16 protein-coding genes and 1 pseudogene are annotated in these 15,139 nt (G+C 62.0%); 2 read left to right on the forward strand and 15 right to left on the reverse strand.

Annotated features, from left to right (window positions below; translation table 11 throughout):
• The first annotated feature begins 25 nt into the window (after positions 1 to 25).
• The gene (locus ACZ1JY_RS19900; RefSeq protein ID WP_072599034.1) at positions 26 to 592 is read left to right on the forward strand and encodes a TetR/AcrR family transcriptional regulator; all 567 of its coding nucleotides are present in this window, start codon (positions 26 to 28) and stop codon (positions 590 to 592) included.
• Positions 593 to 799: 207 nt separating this feature from the next.
• On the opposite strand, the gene ACZ1JY_RS19905 is transcribed toward ACZ1JY_RS19900, so the two are convergent.
• From ACZ1JY_RS19905 to ACZ1JY_RS19975, 15 genes and pseudogenes are all read right to left on the reverse strand, one after another.
• On the reverse strand, positions 800 to 1,345 hold the full coding sequence (locus ACZ1JY_RS19905) for a PepSY-associated TM helix domain-containing protein (RefSeq protein WP_004212723.1): 546 nt from the start codon (positions 1,343 to 1,345) through the stop codon (positions 800 to 802).
• 116 nt (positions 1,346 to 1,461) lie between these two features.
• Positions 1,462 to 1,869: a single-stranded DNA-binding protein gene (locus tag ACZ1JY_RS19910; protein WP_004212722.1), complete on the reverse strand. Its 408-nt coding sequence runs from the start codon at positions 1,867 to 1,869 to the stop codon at positions 1,462 to 1,464.
• A 315-nt stretch (positions 1,870 to 2,184) separates the two neighbouring features.
• Positions 2,185 to 3,355 (reverse strand): annotated as a pseudogene (locus tag ACZ1JY_RS19915) (IS3 family transposase).
• A 262-nt stretch (positions 3,356 to 3,617) separates the two neighbouring features.
• Positions 3,618 to 3,827 carry a cbb3-type cytochrome oxidase assembly protein CcoS gene (ccoS, locus tag ACZ1JY_RS19920; protein ID WP_004212718.1) on the reverse strand — a complete coding sequence of 70 codons (210 nt, stop codon included), beginning with the start codon at positions 3,825 to 3,827 and terminating at the stop codon, positions 3,618 to 3,620.
• A complete protein-coding gene (locus ACZ1JY_RS19925; protein WP_004212717.1) occupies positions 3,824 to 6,085 on the reverse strand; it encodes a heavy metal translocating P-type ATPase in 2,262 nt (753 codons plus the stop codon). The genes ccoS and ACZ1JY_RS19925 overlap by 4 nt, the downstream gene beginning before the upstream one ends.
• Before the next feature lie 2 nt (positions 6,086 to 6,087).
• The gene (locus ACZ1JY_RS19930) at positions 6,088 to 6,906 is read right to left on the reverse strand and encodes a DUF2189 domain-containing protein (protein WP_004212715.1); all 819 of its coding nucleotides are present in this window, start codon (positions 6,904 to 6,906) and stop codon (positions 6,088 to 6,090) included.
• Between the two features lie 198 nt (positions 6,907 to 7,104).
• Positions 7,105 to 7,983: a cytochrome-c oxidase, cbb3-type subunit III gene (gene ccoP / locus ACZ1JY_RS19935; protein ID WP_004212713.1), complete on the reverse strand. Its 879-nt coding sequence runs from the start codon at positions 7,981 to 7,983 to the stop codon at positions 7,105 to 7,107.
• Positions 7,974 to 8,144: a cbb3-type cytochrome c oxidase subunit 3 gene (locus ACZ1JY_RS19940; RefSeq protein ID WP_004212711.1), complete on the reverse strand. Its 171-nt coding sequence runs from the start codon at positions 8,142 to 8,144 to the stop codon at positions 7,974 to 7,976. Before ACZ1JY_RS19940 ends, ccoP begins: the two co-directional genes overlap by 10 nt.
• 15 nt (positions 8,145 to 8,159) lie before the next feature.
• A complete protein-coding gene (ccoO, locus tag ACZ1JY_RS19945) occupies positions 8,160 to 8,912 on the reverse strand; it encodes a cytochrome-c oxidase, cbb3-type subunit II (protein WP_004212709.1) in 753 nt (250 codons plus the stop codon).
• Positions 8,913 to 8,915: 3 nt separating this feature from the next.
• On the reverse strand, positions 8,916 to 10,559 hold the full coding sequence (ccoN, locus tag ACZ1JY_RS19950; RefSeq protein WP_004212708.1) for a cytochrome-c oxidase, cbb3-type subunit I: 1,644 nt from the start codon (positions 10,557 to 10,559) through the stop codon (positions 8,916 to 8,918).
• 345 nt (positions 10,560 to 10,904) lie between these two features.
• Complete coding sequence (locus ACZ1JY_RS19955; protein ID WP_004212707.1) at positions 10,905 to 11,693, reverse strand: META domain-containing protein; 789 nt, start codon at positions 11,691 to 11,693, stop codon at positions 10,905 to 10,907.
• Between the two features lie 249 nt (positions 11,694 to 11,942).
• A complete protein-coding gene (locus ACZ1JY_RS19960; protein ID WP_004212706.1) occupies positions 11,943 to 12,404 on the reverse strand; it encodes a hypothetical protein in 462 nt (153 codons plus the stop codon).
• Between the two features lie 12 nt (positions 12,405 to 12,416).
• Positions 12,417 to 13,628: an NO-inducible flavohemoprotein gene (gene hmpA / locus ACZ1JY_RS19965; protein WP_004212704.1), complete on the reverse strand. Its 1,212-nt coding sequence runs from the start codon at positions 13,626 to 13,628 to the stop codon at positions 12,417 to 12,419.
• A gap of 40 nt (positions 13,629 to 13,668) precedes the next feature.
• Positions 13,669 to 13,944 carry a TehB family protein gene (locus ACZ1JY_RS19970; protein WP_004212703.1) on the reverse strand — a complete coding sequence of 92 codons (276 nt, stop codon included), beginning with the start codon at positions 13,942 to 13,944 and terminating at the stop codon, positions 13,669 to 13,671.
• Positions 13,937 to 14,374, reverse strand: coding sequence for a group III truncated hemoglobin (locus ACZ1JY_RS19975; protein WP_004212701.1), 438 nt, complete (start codon positions 14,372 to 14,374; stop codon positions 13,937 to 13,939). The genes ACZ1JY_RS19970 and ACZ1JY_RS19975 overlap by 8 nt, the downstream gene beginning before the upstream one ends.
• Before the next feature lie 109 nt (positions 14,375 to 14,483).
• On the opposite strand from ACZ1JY_RS19975, the gene ACZ1JY_RS19980 reads away from it, so the two are divergent.
• Positions 14,484 to 14,942, forward strand: coding sequence for an Rrf2 family transcriptional regulator (locus tag ACZ1JY_RS19980; protein ID WP_004212699.1), 459 nt, complete (start codon positions 14,484 to 14,486; stop codon positions 14,940 to 14,942).
• Positions 14,943 to 15,139: the final 197 nt, after the last annotated feature.

Consider the following 15,139-nt stretch of genomic DNA (forward strand, 5'->3'; position numbering starts at 1 on the left):
GAATGCGTCAATGCCGGGAGGTGTGATGAAGGAACGAACCAGGCGGAATGCCGCACAGAGCCGCGAGACGCTCCTGGCTGCAGCGACCGAGGAGTTCGCGTCCCATGGGCTGGCGGGCGCGCGGATCGATCGCATTGCGCAGGCGGCGGGTATCAGCAAGCCGATGCTCTACACCTATTTCGGGGACAAGGAGGCGCTCTTCGATGCCGCGCTGACGCAGGAAGTGATGGACGCGGCGCAGGCCGATCGCTTCGATCCCGATGATCTTGAGGGTTATGCGGGGCGCACCTATGACTTGCTGGTCGAGCGCCCGCGCTTGTGGAGGCTGCTGACCTGGCATCATTTGGAGCGTGGCCAGGATGTTCTGATGCTCCCGGCCGGCGAGGTCCTTCTCGGGGAGAAGCTGGACGGGATCGCAGCGGCGCAGGCCGAGGGGCGGATCGTCGCCGACTTCACGCCCATGGACGTCGTCCGGCTTGTCGCCGCCCTCACCCAGCTCTGGTGCATGACCGGAGCCGCACGCGACGCTACCGAGCATGCGGCGCGCAGGGCGACGATCATGCGGGCGGTGGGGCGACTGCTGCGCGTGTGATCGTGCGAGGCGCGCGTTGCCTGCCCGCGCGCCGATCAGGACACAGCAAGCTCCATCGCACCCCGCGACATTACCCGACCGCGAAGATACGGCGGCTCATCTGCTCGCGCTGCCCGTGGGCACGGCGGGCCGAGCGACGATCAGAATTGCGCGGCCACAGCCGAACCGGAGTGGATCGGCAGGTGAGCCCGTCGCAGCGCGATGACCTCAGGTCGCAGGCCTTGATGCGCGACGTTTCGTCAGCAGTCGTTTGAGATCCTTCGCAAGGCGATAAAACAGAATGACGATCCCGGTGACCACGATGAGCAACGTCGCCGATGCAGCGACAACGATCAGTGGATGGTTGTAACTGCGCGAGGCGCCAAGGTTCATGATATGGATTTTGTAAAAGAAATCATAGAAGTCCCACAGGTCCGAACGGCGACTGAGCACCTCTCCGGTGAACGGATCCAGATAGAGGCGACTATGCTCCTTGTCGGCGAAGCTGGCGCGCCACAGCGGCCCGCCGACCTGCGCTTCCTCGGGCGCCGTTTCCTGATAGTCGACCGCCTGCAGCCTGCCGGATCCTTTGTAGGACATCAGAGCATAGCGCCGAGCGTCTGCCAGACTGATCTCATCGACATTTTCGCCAGTGTAGGCGTTCCACCAGCTTTCGCTTCCGCCCCGCGCCTTGAGGACCCATATCGGACCGCGCGGCGTATTTTTGAGCGTGGCCTCGTTGAGGTCGGTGTGGCATGCGATCTTCGATCCCATGCGACGGAAAGCGGATAGTGCAGACGCCCCCGCCTGCAAAATCCCTCGCGAGCTATGGCAAATCCGGCTCGCCGCTGGATGCCCCCGCGCGCCACAAGCGCGCGGGGATCCGGGGGTCAGAAGGGCACGTCGTCGTCGAGCTCAGGATCAGGGTCGCCGGCCTCGTCGGACTTCGATTTCGCCCGGCTGAGGAAGTCGATCGTCTCGGCGATGATCTCGGTGCCGTAGCGCTCGACGCCGTCGCCATCGGTCCATTCGCTGTAATGGATGCGGCCGCGCACCAGCAGCTTCATGCCCTTGGTGCAATGCTCCTGCACGGTCTTGCCGAGGCCATTGAACGCGGTGATCCGATGCCATTCGGTGTCCTGGACGCGGTAGCCTTTCTCATCGCGAACGACCTTGCCTTCCGAATAGCGGGGACGCGAGGTCGCCAGGGTGAAGTGGGTGATGCGGGTCCCGCCCTGGGTGGTGCGGCTCTCCGGATCCATGCCGATATTGCCGGCAAGAATGACGATGTTCTGCATGATCAAATCTCCGTTGCTTCCGTCCGAGGGACCGTCCCTCCGACGAGACCCGGCCAAGACCGGCGGGAGACGAGGGCATCGACGCGCAAGCGGCGACCCGACCCACAAGGGCCGGAGTGGTGCGGGCAGGCGCGCGAGCGACAACCCGGTCCGGCACCGCGGGGGTTGCCCCACGGCAACCGTCCGGGCTTAGGGGATCAGTCAGGCGGAGGGCGCTTTCCCTCGGCGCCAGGCAACGGCAGAGCCATGTCGCAACATCGCGATGGGCCGAGCTCAGGACATGGACTGCCCGCAATGACTGGTCCGGTTGTGTAGTTAGTTGATCTGCGCCTCTGATACCAGCCTGGGCGGGAGGCGGAGCGTAGCGGAGCCGAGCGGCCAGGCTGGCATCTTGATCGTCTCCGGGGCCGGTGGTCGATATCCGAGACTGCTGTGGGGCCGTGCTCGGTTGTAATGATCGCGCCACCAGCCGGTGACGATCCGCACCTCCTCAAGGCTGTAGAAGATTTCGCCGTTGAGCAGTTCATCTCGCAGACGGGCATTGAAGCTTTCGATATAGCCGTTCTCCCATGGGCTGCCGGGCTCGATATAGAGGGTAATGACGCCAAGCCTGCCGAGTCACTCGCGCACCGCATTAGCGACGAACTCGGGGCCGTTATCGGATCTGATATGCTCGGGCGGCCCATGCTCGATGAACAGATCGGTCAGCACGTCAATCACGTCGTTCGACCGGAAGCGCCGCAGCGGCACCATCGCCAGGCATTCCCGGCTGAACTCGTCGATAATGTTGAGCATTCGGAACTTGCGACCGTTGTGCGTCTGATCCTCGACGAAGTCGTAGGACCACACATGCCGCGATGCTCCGGGCGCAGCCGGATGCACGATCCGTCGCCGAGCCAGAGCCGCCGCCGTTTCGGTTGCCGCTTCGGCACTTTAAGACCCTCCCGCCGCCAGATACGCTCAACCACTGACAGGCTGACCTGCCAGCCCGCCTGGCCCAGCAAGACATGGATGCGGCGATAGCCATACCGGCCATAGTCCTTGGCCAGCGCGATGATGTCGGCTGTTAGCCGCCGCTCGTCGGCATCATCCTTCGGTGGATGGCGCTGTGTCGAACGATGCTGGCCCAGAACACGGCAGGTCCGTCGCTCCGATACCGGCAACGCGCGACGGATCTGCTCGATCGCCTCACGGCGACGGGAGGGACTCAAAAAGTCAGCTTCGACGCCTCTTGCAGGATCGCCTTGTCGAGCGCGAGGTCGGCCACCAGCTTCTTCAGCCGCGCATTCTGGCGCTCCAGATCCTTCATTCGCCGCGCCTGGTCGACCTTCAGCCCGCCATATTCCTTGCGCCACCGATATAGCGTCTGCTCCGCGATCCCGATCTGGCGGCAAGCCTCCACCGCTGTGCCGCCTCGCCCCACAATCACCTCTACTTCACGCAGCTTCGCTATGATCTGCTCCGGCGTAAACCTCTGACGTCCCATACATTTCTCCAATTCTCATGCCCAAATGGGCTCTCTTCAGAATTGGACCAGTTTTTCCAAGGTAGACCACTATCCCTCCGTCAGACCGATGCCAGCCTCACAGGAGGTTTCGGGCAACAGCGGCAAGACTGAGTGCAAGCGCGACAAGGCTGGGAATGATGACCGCCGCCCCGCAGATGAAGGCAAGGACGCCCACCCAATTCCAACTCGGTGCCTGCATCATCACTTCGTCCTTTGCCCAATGGTGTCCACACCACCATCCTTATCGCAAACGATTTGCCTCGCCCTCGGTTTCGGGTCGCCAATCATCAGGTTCGACAAGAGGCTGGTCTGACTTGGCGTCGGTCACGACTCGCTCGGCCGCTCCATCCAGATCATCATACTGCCCGGTGCGCATCGACCAAAGAAAGGCGCCCAGCCCAGCAAGGCCCATCAGCAGCGCGACCGGCACCAGCCACAGGATCCCGCTCATCGGGTAGCGGCCAGGGGAACGAGGGTCGGTGCCGGCGCTCGCCTGCTAAGCCGTGATCCGCGTGCTGCGGGAATTCGCAGAGAGTTCGCAACGACCGAAATCGACGAAAGCGACATGGCGACGGCAGCAAGCAGTGGGGTGACATAGCCCGCCATGGCCACAGGAATCACCAAAAGGTTATAACCGACGGAAAGCGCCAGGTTCTGGCGGACACGTTGCCGGGCCGCGCGCGCGATCTGCACAGCGCGCGGAACCGCATCGAGATCCTGGCCGAGATAAACAATATCCGCGGCCGCCCGACCGATGTCGGCGGCATTGGAAGGAGCCATCGAAACGTGCGCCGCCGCCAGTGCCGGTCCATCGTTCAGCCCATCACCCACCATCAAGGTCAGGCGCTGACTGTCCGCCAGCGCCTGAAGCCGCTCCACCTTATGCTGCGGCAGCAATCCGGCACGCCAGTGGGCGATACCGATCGCGTTCGCGAACCCCGACACAGAAGCAATGTGATCGCCCGAAAGCAGTTCGATAGGCAGCCCAAGCGCGTCAAGCTTGGCCACCGCTTCCCGCGCACTCGTCTTTTCAACGTCCAAGAAGGCAAAATGGCCGGCAAGCTCACCATCGACCGAGAACACGGTCTGGAAACCGCCACTCTCGCCCGTGCCTGGATTCAAAGCCCAATCGGCACGCCCCAGGCGAAACAGATGGCCGTTCCGCTGGCCCTCCAAACCCCGGCCCGGCAGCTCGGAAAAACTGTCCAGATCGAGGCCGGACAAGGCGCCGCCGTTGGCGGCAATCGCGCGTGCGACGGGATGGTTGGAACGCGACGCCAGCGCCATCACGATTGCGCGATAGGGTTCATCGATGGCGATCTTGCTCACTCGCAAATCGCCATGAGTGAGCGTGCCGGTCTTGTCAAAAATCACGGTATCGACCTGTGCAAGCCGCTCGAGCGCGCTTCCATCCTTGAGCGCGATGCCGTGCTCGAACAAGCGCTTCGCCGCGGCGACCTGAACCATGGGTATGGCGAGACCAAGCGCGCAGGGACAGGTCACAATGAGCACCGAAATGGCAATGGTCAGCGCCCGATGCCAATCGCCTGTGTCAAGGAACCACCCGGCAAACACGGCCAAGGCCAGCGAATGGATGATCGGCGAGTAATAGGCCGCAACACGGTCGGCGAGACGGCGATAGCGTGCTCTGCCCTGCTCGGCCGCTTCCATCATTCGCACCATTTCGGATAGAAAGGACCGCGCGTGGCTGTTGGTCACACGCACCTTGAGCGAACCATTGAGATTCAGCATGCCCGAAACGAGCGTGCTTCCCGGTCGTACCGGCACCGGCATCGCCTCGCCCGTGACCGCGGCAGTGTCGAGATCGCCCTCGCCCGCAAGGACAAGACCATCCAGCGGAACACGCTCGCCTGGCGCGACGAGGATGACATCACCCACCGAGACATCCTCGAGCGGTCTAAAAGCGCGCGATCCATCCGTGCCGATTACATTCGCGCCCGCAGGCGTCATTCGCGTCAGCCCGAGCACGGCCGAACGGGCCTTGTCACGCATGGCATGGTCGAGCGTTCGTCCGACAAGCAGGAAAAAGATCAGCGTCACGACCGCGTCGAAATAGGCATGGCGTCCGAAATGCAGCGTGTCGTAGATGCTGAGACCCAGTGTCAGGACGATGCCGATCGAGATGGGCACATCCATATTGGTGCGTCCCGCGCGCAATGCCGACCATGCCGACAAGAAGAAGATGCGCCCCGAAAAGAATACCGCGGGAAGCGCGAGCAGCGCCGAGATGAGATGGAACAGCTGCCGCGTAGCGGGGTCGGCGCCTGACCAGACCGACACCGAAAGCAGCATGATGTTCATCGCCGCGAAGCCGGCGACCGCTGTCGCGACGATCAGCCGGCGCTTTTCGGGATCGGCGCGTTCGTCCGGTTGGCTGAGAAGATTTGCCTCGAAGCCCGCCTCGTTCAGCGTTGCCAGCAAAGGCGGTGCACTCGCGGTTTGCGCTTGCCGCCATGTGACGGTCACACGCCGCGTCGATAGATTGACCCGAGCCGCTACGACGCCCTCGAGGTTACCAAGGATGCGCTCGATCTTCGCCATGCATCCGCCGCAATGCGCGGTCGGGACCGACAGTTGCGTCCTCATCGTTCCGTCATCCAGCGATTGGCTGGCGAAGATGAGTTCATCGACCGATTGCCCGGTCAATGATGTCGGCGCCTGGACGGCAGGCATGGCATGGCTGGCCATGTCTAGGCCTGCGTGTCTGAGACCGCGCGATAGGCATGCCATGTGGCATGTCCAAGCCACGGGAAGATGACGATGAGGCCGATCAAGCCCGTCGCCGCGCAGAGTATGAAAAGCGCAAGGACGATGGCGCCCCAGACGATCATCGGCGCAAGGTTGTTCCAGACGAGCGCCGTGCTTGTTCCCATCGCCGTGAGCGCATCGACCTTGCGATCGAGGAGCATCGGAATGGCAAAAACACTGATCGCAAAAGCGAATGAGGCGAACAGGCCGCCCACCGCCGTGCCGACGCCGAGAATAATCCATCCCACCGGCTCGGTCAGCAGGAAGGCGGTTATGTGAGGCAGGCCGGGAAAGGGGCGCACGCCGAAGAACAACGCATAGATGAGCACCGCGGATCGCATCCACAGTAGCATCAGCAGGCTGAGCAGGACCCCGGTGAAAAGCACCTGCGGGCCCGCCGCCGGTTTCACCAGGAGCATTTCGCGCAGCGACGTATCGCGTCCCGCTTCTCGGTTGCGGCTTTTCTCATAGAGTCCGATGGCCAGCAGCGGGGCAATGATCATGAAGCCGGCGAGCGCGGGAAAAAGAATATAGTCGCGGCCATACAGCGCGAGCATCGCGACAGCAGCGAGAGACAGAAGGAAAATGCCCAGACCGTAGGCCAGGCTCGGCATCGGCCGATGGAAAAGATCCTGCCATCCGGCCTTGAGCCATTGGAAGCCGATGGAAGCGGGAAGATGGCGCTGAAACCGCGCGCTCTTCGTCTCCTCGATGCCCGAGGTCTGGCTCAGCAAGCCATAAGAGGGGCTTTTATCGCTCATGTCCCGCTACCTTTCAGCATGCCGATTTCGCCGCGCGATACTGCCCGCTCCCGTTCGCGCGTTCCTTCAAATGTCCCACGCATTCGGGCTGCGAGCGAAAGGCGACGTAGAAAAAATGCGCGTTCGCAAGAACGAACAGCAAAAGGCCTGCTGCCACCAGCGTCCAGACCAGCCACCGGGATCGGGATCGCATGGCCGTCATCGCTGAGGCGCGCTCAGCGAATGAACATAGAGCGCCAATATCTTGATATCCGAGTCCGTAAGCCGCTCGTCCCATGTCGGCATATGCCCCTGGCGTCCGCCATGGACGGTCTCCACGATCTGATCGATGTCTCCTCCATAGATCCAACGCGCGTCCGTCAGATTGGGAGCGCCGACATCGCGCTTCCCGCGCGCATCCTCGCCATGGCAAATCGCGCAATTGGCCATGAAGACCTCGCGCCCCGATACAATCGACGTCCGATTGGCATTCGTCACGAACTTGGGATGCGACAAGGCGTAGACATAGTTGGCCGCCAGACTGACCTGATCGGCATCGAGTATCCCGTCGCGTCCGAACGAGGGCATCTGCGAGACGCGCCCCTGCGGATGCTCCACATTGACCCCAACGCGCATGGTCTGCGCGATCGTCTCAAGGTCGCCGCCCCAGATCCAGTCGTCATCGGTCAGATCGGGATAACCATAACCCCCCTTGGCATTAATGCCGTGGCAGGCGGCGCAGTTGTCGCCGAACAACCGGTGGCCGGTGCTACGCACGATGGTCATGAGCCGGGGGTCGGCCGCGATCTGCTCGAGGTTCTCGCTTTCGATCCGCTTTATCCAGTCGGCCCGTCCCGCCTGCGAATCGACCAGGTGCTTTTCGACCGAGGTGCGCTGGTCGATGTTGAGAATTCCCTTGGTGTAGGTGTCGCCCAAGGGCCAAGTCGGCATGAGAATCCACCAGGCGAAAGCGAAGAGATGGGTGACGATCAGAAAAATCAGCACACCCTTGGGGACCGGCGTATCGAGCTCCTTGATGCCATTCCAGACATGGCCGGTCGTTTCATGACCGCTGACGGGATCGCGCTCTACGTCCATGGCTTGTCGTCCTGATCGAGAACGCTTTGTTTGGCTCGGTTGAACTTGCCACGATTGGACGGCCGGAACGTATAAATGAGGACACCGATCATCAGACCGATGAGGTAGAACAGCCCCCAGCTTTTCGAGAATGCAACAAGAGCCTCGTGGCTTATGTCCATGCCTGCCTCCTCATGTCATTTCACCGGCTCTGGCGGCTTCTGCGGCGCGGCCGTATTCTTGTACGGCACGTCGGTCAGCCGGCCGAGAACCTGAAGATAGGCGACGAGCGCGTCCATCTCGGTGACCTCGGTCGCCACATCGTCGAACACGCGAACCTGCGTTTCTTCGCCATACCGCTCGGTGATACCGGACGAGGTCGAGCTTTCCGGTGTCGCCTGGTCGAAGGCATCGACGCTCGCATTCTCGATCATGGCATCGGTGTAGGGCACCCCCGCGGCCCGCAGCGCCTTGAGGTGCAAGGGCAGATCAGCGAGGCGCAAGGGCGTCCGCGCCAGCCAGGGATAGGCCGGCATATTGGAATCGGGCACCACATCGCGCGGATTGGTCAGATGGGCGACGTGCCAGAAATCGGAATATTTGCCGCCAACGCGGGCGAGGTCGGGTCCGGTGCGCTTCGAACCCCAGAGCATCGGATGGTCATATTTGGATTCGACCGCGAGCGAATAGGGACCATAGCGCTCAACTTCGTCCTGCAGCGTCCGGATCATCTGGCTGTGACAGGCATAGCATCCTTCGCGCACATAGATGTTTCGCCCCGCCAGTTCGAGCGGCGTGTAGAGCCGCATGTCTGGCGCCTCCTCGACCGTCTCGTCGATCGTGAAAAGCGGAGCGATCTCGACGAGGCCGCCGACACTGGCAGCCGCGATGATGGCGAGCACGAAGCCGATCGCCGAACGTTCGAGCTTGCGATGAAACAGTTCCGCCACGGCTCAGGCCCTCCCCGCCGCCGTCGCGGCCTGTAGCGGGACGTCGCCTTCGAACGGTGCCTGGGCCGAGGCGGCGCGAATGGTCCTCCACATATTGTAGGCGCCGATCACAGCACCGATCAGGAACAGAAGGCCGCCGAGCGTACGCGCGATGTAATAGGGATACATGGCTCTGAGCGAATCCAGGAAGGAGTAGGCTAGCGTGCCTTCCTCCGTATAGGTCCGCCACATCAGGCCCTGGATGATGCCCGAGTTCCACATGGCAAAAATGTAGACAAGAGTGCCGGCAAGCGAGAGCCAGAAGTGCCACTCGACCAAGGCGGGCGAATACATCGCCTCGCGCTTCCACAAGGACGGCACCAGCGTGTAGAGCGAGCCGAAGGTGATGAGCGCCACCCAGCCGAGCGCGCCGGCGTGAACATGGCCAACCGTCCAGTCGGTGTAATGCGAAAGCGAATTGACGGGCCGGATGGCGAGGAACGAACCTTCAAAGGTCGAGATGCCATAAAACACCGCCGCGACCATCATGAAGCGGAGCGTCGCATCATCGCGCACGCGGTGCCAGGCGCCGTTCAATGTTAGCAAGGCGTTGCCAGCCGAAGCCCATGACGGCACGAGGAGCATCACCGAGAAGGTCATGCCCAGCGTCTGAACCCAGTGCGGTAGGGCGGTATAATGAAGGTGGTGGGAACCCGCCCACATGTAGAAGAAGGTAATGCCCCAAAAGCTCAGGATCGAGAGACGGTAGGAGAAGATCGGCCGCTGGGCCCGGATGGGCAGGTAGTAATAGAGCATGCCCAGGAAGCCCGCCGTCAGGAAGAAGGCGACGGCGTTATGACCATACCACCACTGCACCATAGCATCCTGGACGCCCGACCAGATGGTGTAGCTCTTCGCATGGCCCAGCGAGACCGGAATCGCGAGATTGTTGATGATATGGAGTATCGCGACGACGAGAATGAAGGCCATGAAGTACCAGTTGGCCACATAAATGTGTGGTTCCTTGCGGCGTGCGAGCGTCCGGATGTAGAGGATGAAGTAGGTCACCCAGACGATCACCAGCCAGATGTCGGCATACCATTCGGCCTCGGCATATTCCTTCGATTGGGTAACCCCGAGCAGATAACCGCTGGCCGCGAGGATGCAGAACAGGTTGTAGCCCACCAGCACGAACCAGGCCGAAAGCTGATCGGGAAGACGCGCCCGCGAGGTCCGCTGCACGACATGCAGCGAGGTGGCGATGAGCGCGTTGCCGCCAAAGCCGAAGATCACGCCGCTGGTGTGCACCGGTCGCAAGCGGCCGAAGCTCGCCCAGGCACTGTCAAACGTCAGGTCAGGGAATGCCAGCAGCGCGGCGACCCAGACCCCCACGAACATCGCCACCACCGCCCAAGCCATGCTGGCGATGATGCCGGCCTTGATGGGCTCGTCATAGTAGCTTTGCAAACGGGATTTTGGCGGTTCCGGTCCCCAGATGCCGCGGATTACGATGATGGCGCAAATGGCGGCAATGGCCAGGATCAGCCAGCCGTGGATTTCCATTGTGTCCTGATTGCCTGCCGCTGCGAGAACGAGGCCGCACAGACCGACGGCAACGGAAATGGCGAGCGCGATCTGGCGTTCGGTCTCGGTCAAGGTCAGTATCATGGCCGATCTATTTCCCCCCTCATCGGTCATCGCCACGGGCTGACAGCGCAGCAGCAGGTTCGCTCCCGATGGGAACACAGCTCGCGCCGAACCAGCAACACGCGGGTCGGACGGAAGTTCCCAACTATTGCCCTGCCGTCTCCCGCGGTAAACACCAAAAAATCAGTGGTCAGCGTCGCTCGCCACGCATCGCGGCCGAATTTGAACCTGTGTTTGGCGACGGCGCAATGGACTTTTGCCGATCAAGCTCTTGGACCGTTAAGCCTGTGTCCAAGACTGGCTCGACCTCCGTCTCCGATCGGTCAGGACTGAGCGGCAGCCGCTCTTCAGCATACTGCGGTCGAATCAGCGTATCGCCGCCAGGTATCGTCCGTCGTCGGCACGGAAGAGCACTGACCCATTGCTGTTGACGGACCATGAGGTCACATCCTGCAGAATGGCCAGGAACCTGGTTTCCTGGTTCCCGAGCGCCGGCACGCAAGCCCGGCGCGTCACGGCGAGCGGTCCGATCCGAAGCGACTGTTCCTCGATCGAATAGTCGCCGGTGAACCTGTTGCAGCCGGCCGATCCGCTCACTCGGCCGTCTTGCGAAAACTGCACCGTCACATTGGATTTGTCGATCAGACCGGTCTGATTGATGTCCTCCACCTTGAATTGCGGGCCGATCAAGCCTGAAGCCGCCGGGCGGTCACCAACGCGAACCATATTGAGCGTCCCCAGATCCTGCTCGAACCGCGTGGGATCGACCGAATGAACCGTATCCGTGGTCCATATCGGGTTGCCCTCGGGATCGGTAATCGTCGCACGGACTGCGTAACGCATGTTGGTCTTCAAGTCCTGTTCCTTCACCCTAATCGAAAATGGCAAAGGAACCTGCTGCCCTGCTGTCTCGCGCGTTTCCTTGGCAATGATCACCGATCTCGCATCGGCGCGCGAAACGTCCAGCAGTCTCACGTTGAATTTCGCGCGGGCGGGCAGAGCGATGCGCTGTCGATAGGATGCGTTGCCGGTTACGACCTTGTCTCTCAGCTCCGCAATGGGGGCTTGGGGATCGACGTATCGCGCGCCTGTCGCGCAGCCGCCGAGCGCGAGCATGGTCATCGCCAGTACGGCTGTGAATGGCTTGTTGAACATGGCGTTTCACTTTGCTGTGCGATTGGAGCGGAAGAGAGCAGGTCAGGCGGAACCCATGGCATCGGCAATAATGGGAGGGCTTCGAGCGGCAGTCCTGTGGGAATCGACTTCGCATAGGATGGTTCCGAACCACGAACGTCCGATGGCGGGCGGAAGATTGGGCTGGATTGGCGCGGGCGGCCCCGGCGGATATCTGATCCCCTCTTGGGAGACAGCCACTGAATTTTGGAACCACACGAAAAGCGCAGTCTAGAACCCGTGGCTTCCCGCCACTGCGCCGAGAACCGTGACAGCCGCGATACCCAGCAATATTCGGTGAAGTGTCTCCATTCGGGCAAAATCTGCGGCGGGCTTGACCGATGTCATCATTCGGCGGTGGAGAAACAGCGGCTCGATCACGAAAAGCATCGCGGCGAACACGGCCCACAGCCCTACCATCGCATGCATCCACCAGAAGCGAAGATCGAAAAAGCGGTCCCACATCTGCGCGCGATAGATCATCCAGAAGCCGCTCAGTCCTGCCAATAGCACCCAGATGCGCGCCTGCGCCGCAAAGCGCCCCTCCAGTCGATGAAAGGCCGCCAGCCGCTCCGCCGGCGGATTGGCGGCGCGCACGGACGGCATCACCACAAGCGTCACGAACGCCACGCCGCCGATCCAGACAAGGACCGCCAGGACATGAACGGCCCGGGCCAGGATGATGTCGTCCATGCCTCCGCTCCCTCAGGCCGCGAGCAGTTCGTCGGCCGGGCCGAAGAACTCATAGTGGATCCTGTCCGACGGCACACCCGCCAGCGACAGGGTCGAGACCGCATGACGCAGGAACGGACGCGGCCCGCAGATGTAATAGTCCGCTTGTGCGACCGGTGTGCTGGCGACCAACCATTCATCGGTAATTATGCCGGCCACATCGTAGTCGCTGCCCTCTGTTTCATCCTCGAGCGGGGTCTGGTGAAAATCGGTGATCGCGATCGATTGGCCATGGCTCGCCACAGCGCGGACATGGTCGCGCATCGCATGGGTGTCGCGGTCATGCGTGCCGTGGATGTAATGAACCGGCACTTCGGCGCCGTTCTGAACGAGGGCTTCGAGCATCGCCACCATCGGCGTCAGGCCCACGCCGCCCGACAGCAGTACGACCGGCCGTTCGACATGATCGGCGAGGAAGAATTCGCCAGCAGGCGCGGCCACCTTCAGGATCGTCCCGGGTTTCGCCTCGTCGTGCAACCAGCCCGACGCGAGCCCTTGCGGCTCGCGCTTGACCGAAATGCGATAGGTTTCGCCATTGGCGGCGGCCGAAATCGAGTAGTTGCGCTTGACCGGCGGATGTCCGGGAATTTCGAGCCAGAAGGTAAGATACTGGCCCGGCTTGTGGCGCATGACGGGGCCGCCGTCGACGGGGCGAAGGACAAAGGAATTGATGACGCTGCTTTCGCGCACAACGTCTTCGACGCGGAAATCGCGCCAGCCGTTCCAGCCGCCGGCCGCGTCCTTCTGTTCGGTGTAGACGCGCTGTTCCCGCGCGATCAGGATATTGGCGAGAAACCAGTAAGCTTCCCCCCAGGCCCCGAGGATTTCGTCGGTCGCCGCATCGCCCAGCACCGCCTTGATCGCACCGAGCAGTGCTTCGGCGACGTGCGGATAGTGCTCCGGCAGTATCTGGAGACCGACATGCTTTTGCGCGATGCGCTCGACCGCGGGAGCCAGCGCGCCGAGATTGTCGATATTGCTGGCATAGGCGAGAATGGCGCCGGTGAGCGCGCGCGGCTGCGAACCGGCGTCACCATGATGCGACTGGTTGAAAAGATCGCGAATGTCCGGGTTCTGGAACATCCTGGAATACATTTCATGCACGATATCCAGACCATGCGCTTCGAGCGCGGGGACCGTCGCCTTGACGAGCGCGATGGTCTGATCGCTGAGGGGCTGCGACATAAACTTCTCCTTGTTGGAAGGGATTCGAGTTTCCCGGCGATCAGGCGCCGGGCGGCTGATCATAGAAATCGACCCGCATTTTCATGGCGCCGATGGGCGTCACGAAGTGCGGCTGCTGCGGCAAGATCAATCCGGGCCGTTCGGGCGTCAGGACAACCTCCGACGGTGGATCGAGATAGGTCAGCCGAAGCTCACCCTCCAGAACGCGGATCAAACCCCAGACACCCGCCTTGGTATCATGGCGTGCCCGCAGGGCGGCCGGGAGCGTGTCCTGATCGAACACCGGCGTCGAACGATAGGGTAGAATGTCAGGCATGGGTGGGTACTCGCCGTTCGCAATGAATGGACCCGGCCTCGCCGTCAGCGACGCTTGGCCGATCGAGCCGAAAAAACATGGCAAGCTGCAGGCTCTCGGCAATCCGCTTCGCTTTCGCCTGCAGAGCCGCAGCTGCGTCGGGCGCCATCATCTCGTTTGTCGTACAGTCCCACAGCGCGAGCCAGCGGTCGAAAAGCGCTGGCGTTATCCTCGACCTGTGCTTCAGGTGCGCTGGCACGGGCTGGCCCTTGTATCGGCCACTGGCGAGCATGACGGATGACCAGAACGCCGCCAGCTTTTCGAGATGTTCCGGCCAGTCATCGATCGCGTCGTTGAAAATCGGCCCCAGGTCGGCATCTGCGCGAACGCGCGCGTAGAAGGCGTCGACAAGCTGCTTGAGCGCCTCATCCTTCAGTTCCAGCTCGGTCATTCGCCCGACTCCAATCATGTATCCCGAATGCATCTATACTTTTCCCTGAAAACATGCAAGATGAATACATCTTAATGCGACGAGCTGAGGAAGAGAGTGGGAACGCCCCATGAAACTGACCCTGTTCACCGACTATTCGATGCGCGTGCTGCTCTATCTGGGCGCGCGGCCTGACCGCCTGTGCTCGATCGGTGAGGTCGCGCAGGCCTACGGAATCTCGCAGAATCACTTGATGAAGGTGGTGAACCAACTCGCACGCAGTGGTGATGTGGAGAGTGTGCGTGGACGGTCGGGCGGCATCCGCCTGGGGCGGCCGCCCGAAGAGATCAACATCGGCGCACTCATACGCCAGACCGAGGACGGCTTCGATCTCGTTGACTGCGGCGGATGCGTGGTCGCGCCTGCATGTGGGCTGACGGGCGTGCTGAAGGAGGCGCTCGGCGCGTTCCTGGCGGTACTTGACCGCTATACGCTTGCCGACCTGCTGACGAAGCGGCGAGATCTCGCGTCGCTCTTCGAGCGTAACGCGGCCGATCGGTTCGAAACCCCTGCGGCGCCAGATGGATGATTGACGTCTTGGCGCATCGAAGCCGAAAAGGAGGAACGTGACATGTTCTGTCCAGAATGTGGTGAACCGGTCGATCCCGCTCCCTTTGACGGTCGTCGCCGCGCGTCGCGGTCATGGATCGCCGCAGGACTCCAAATCGGCGCGCGATGGGTAAAGGTATTGCGCGCTGGACGCTCCAAGCCGGACCGCACGCGGCA

Source organism: Novosphingobium sp. BL-A-41-Hi4B-X5A (genome assembly GCF_055521705.1).

What these genes read in the sequence shown, in the direction of transcription:
- ACZ1JY_RS19900 (WP_072599034.1), top strand. Translation starts at nt 26, where the DNA reads ATGAAGGAACGAACCAGGCGGAATGCCGCACAGAGCCGCGAGACGCTC.
- ACZ1JY_RS19905 (WP_004212723.1), bottom strand. Translation starts at nt 1,345, where the DNA reads ATGGGATCGAAGATCGCATGCCACACCGACCTCAACGAGGCCACGCTC.
- ACZ1JY_RS19910 (WP_004212722.1), bottom strand. Translation starts at nt 1,869, where the DNA reads ATGCAGAACATCGTCATTCTTGCCGGCAATATCGGCATGGATCCGGAG.
- ccoS (WP_004212718.1), bottom strand. Translation starts at nt 3,827, where the DNA reads ATGAGCGGGATCCTGTGGCTGGTGCCGGTCGCGCTGCTGATGGGCCTT.
- ACZ1JY_RS19925 (WP_004212717.1), bottom strand. Translation starts at nt 6,085, where the DNA reads ATGGCCAGCCATGCCATGCCTGCCGTCCAGGCGCCGACATCATTGACC.
- ACZ1JY_RS19930 (WP_004212715.1), bottom strand. Translation starts at nt 6,906, where the DNA reads ATGAGCGATAAAAGCCCCTCTTATGGCTTGCTGAGCCAGACCTCGGGC.
- ccoP (WP_004212713.1), bottom strand. Translation starts at nt 7,983, where the DNA reads ATGGACGTAGAGCGCGATCCCGTCAGCGGTCATGAAACGACCGGCCAT.
- ACZ1JY_RS19940 (WP_004212711.1), bottom strand. Translation starts at nt 8,144, where the DNA reads ATGGACATAAGCCACGAGGCTCTTGTTGCATTCTCGAAAAGCTGGGGG.
- ccoN (WP_004212708.1), bottom strand. Translation starts at nt 10,559, where the DNA reads ATGATACTGACCTTGACCGAGACCGAACGCCAGATCGCGCTCGCCATT.
- ACZ1JY_RS19955 (WP_004212707.1), bottom strand. Translation starts at nt 11,693, where the DNA reads ATGTTCAACAAGCCATTCACAGCCGTACTGGCGATGACCATGCTCGCG.
- ACZ1JY_RS19960 (WP_004212706.1), bottom strand. Translation starts at nt 12,404, where the DNA reads ATGGACGACATCATCCTGGCCCGGGCCGTTCATGTCCTGGCGGTCCTT.
- hmpA (WP_004212704.1), bottom strand. Translation starts at nt 13,628, where the DNA reads ATGTCGCAGCCCCTCAGCGATCAGACCATCGCGCTCGTCAAGGCGACG.
- ACZ1JY_RS19970 (WP_004212703.1), bottom strand. Translation starts at nt 13,944, where the DNA reads ATGCCTGACATTCTACCCTATCGTTCGACGCCGGTGTTCGATCAGGAC.
- ACZ1JY_RS19975 (WP_004212701.1), bottom strand. Translation starts at nt 14,374, where the DNA reads ATGACCGAGCTGGAACTGAAGGATGAGGCGCTCAAGCAGCTTGTCGAC.
- ACZ1JY_RS19980 (WP_004212699.1), top strand. Translation starts at nt 14,484, where the DNA reads ATGAAACTGACCCTGTTCACCGACTATTCGATGCGCGTGCTGCTCTAT.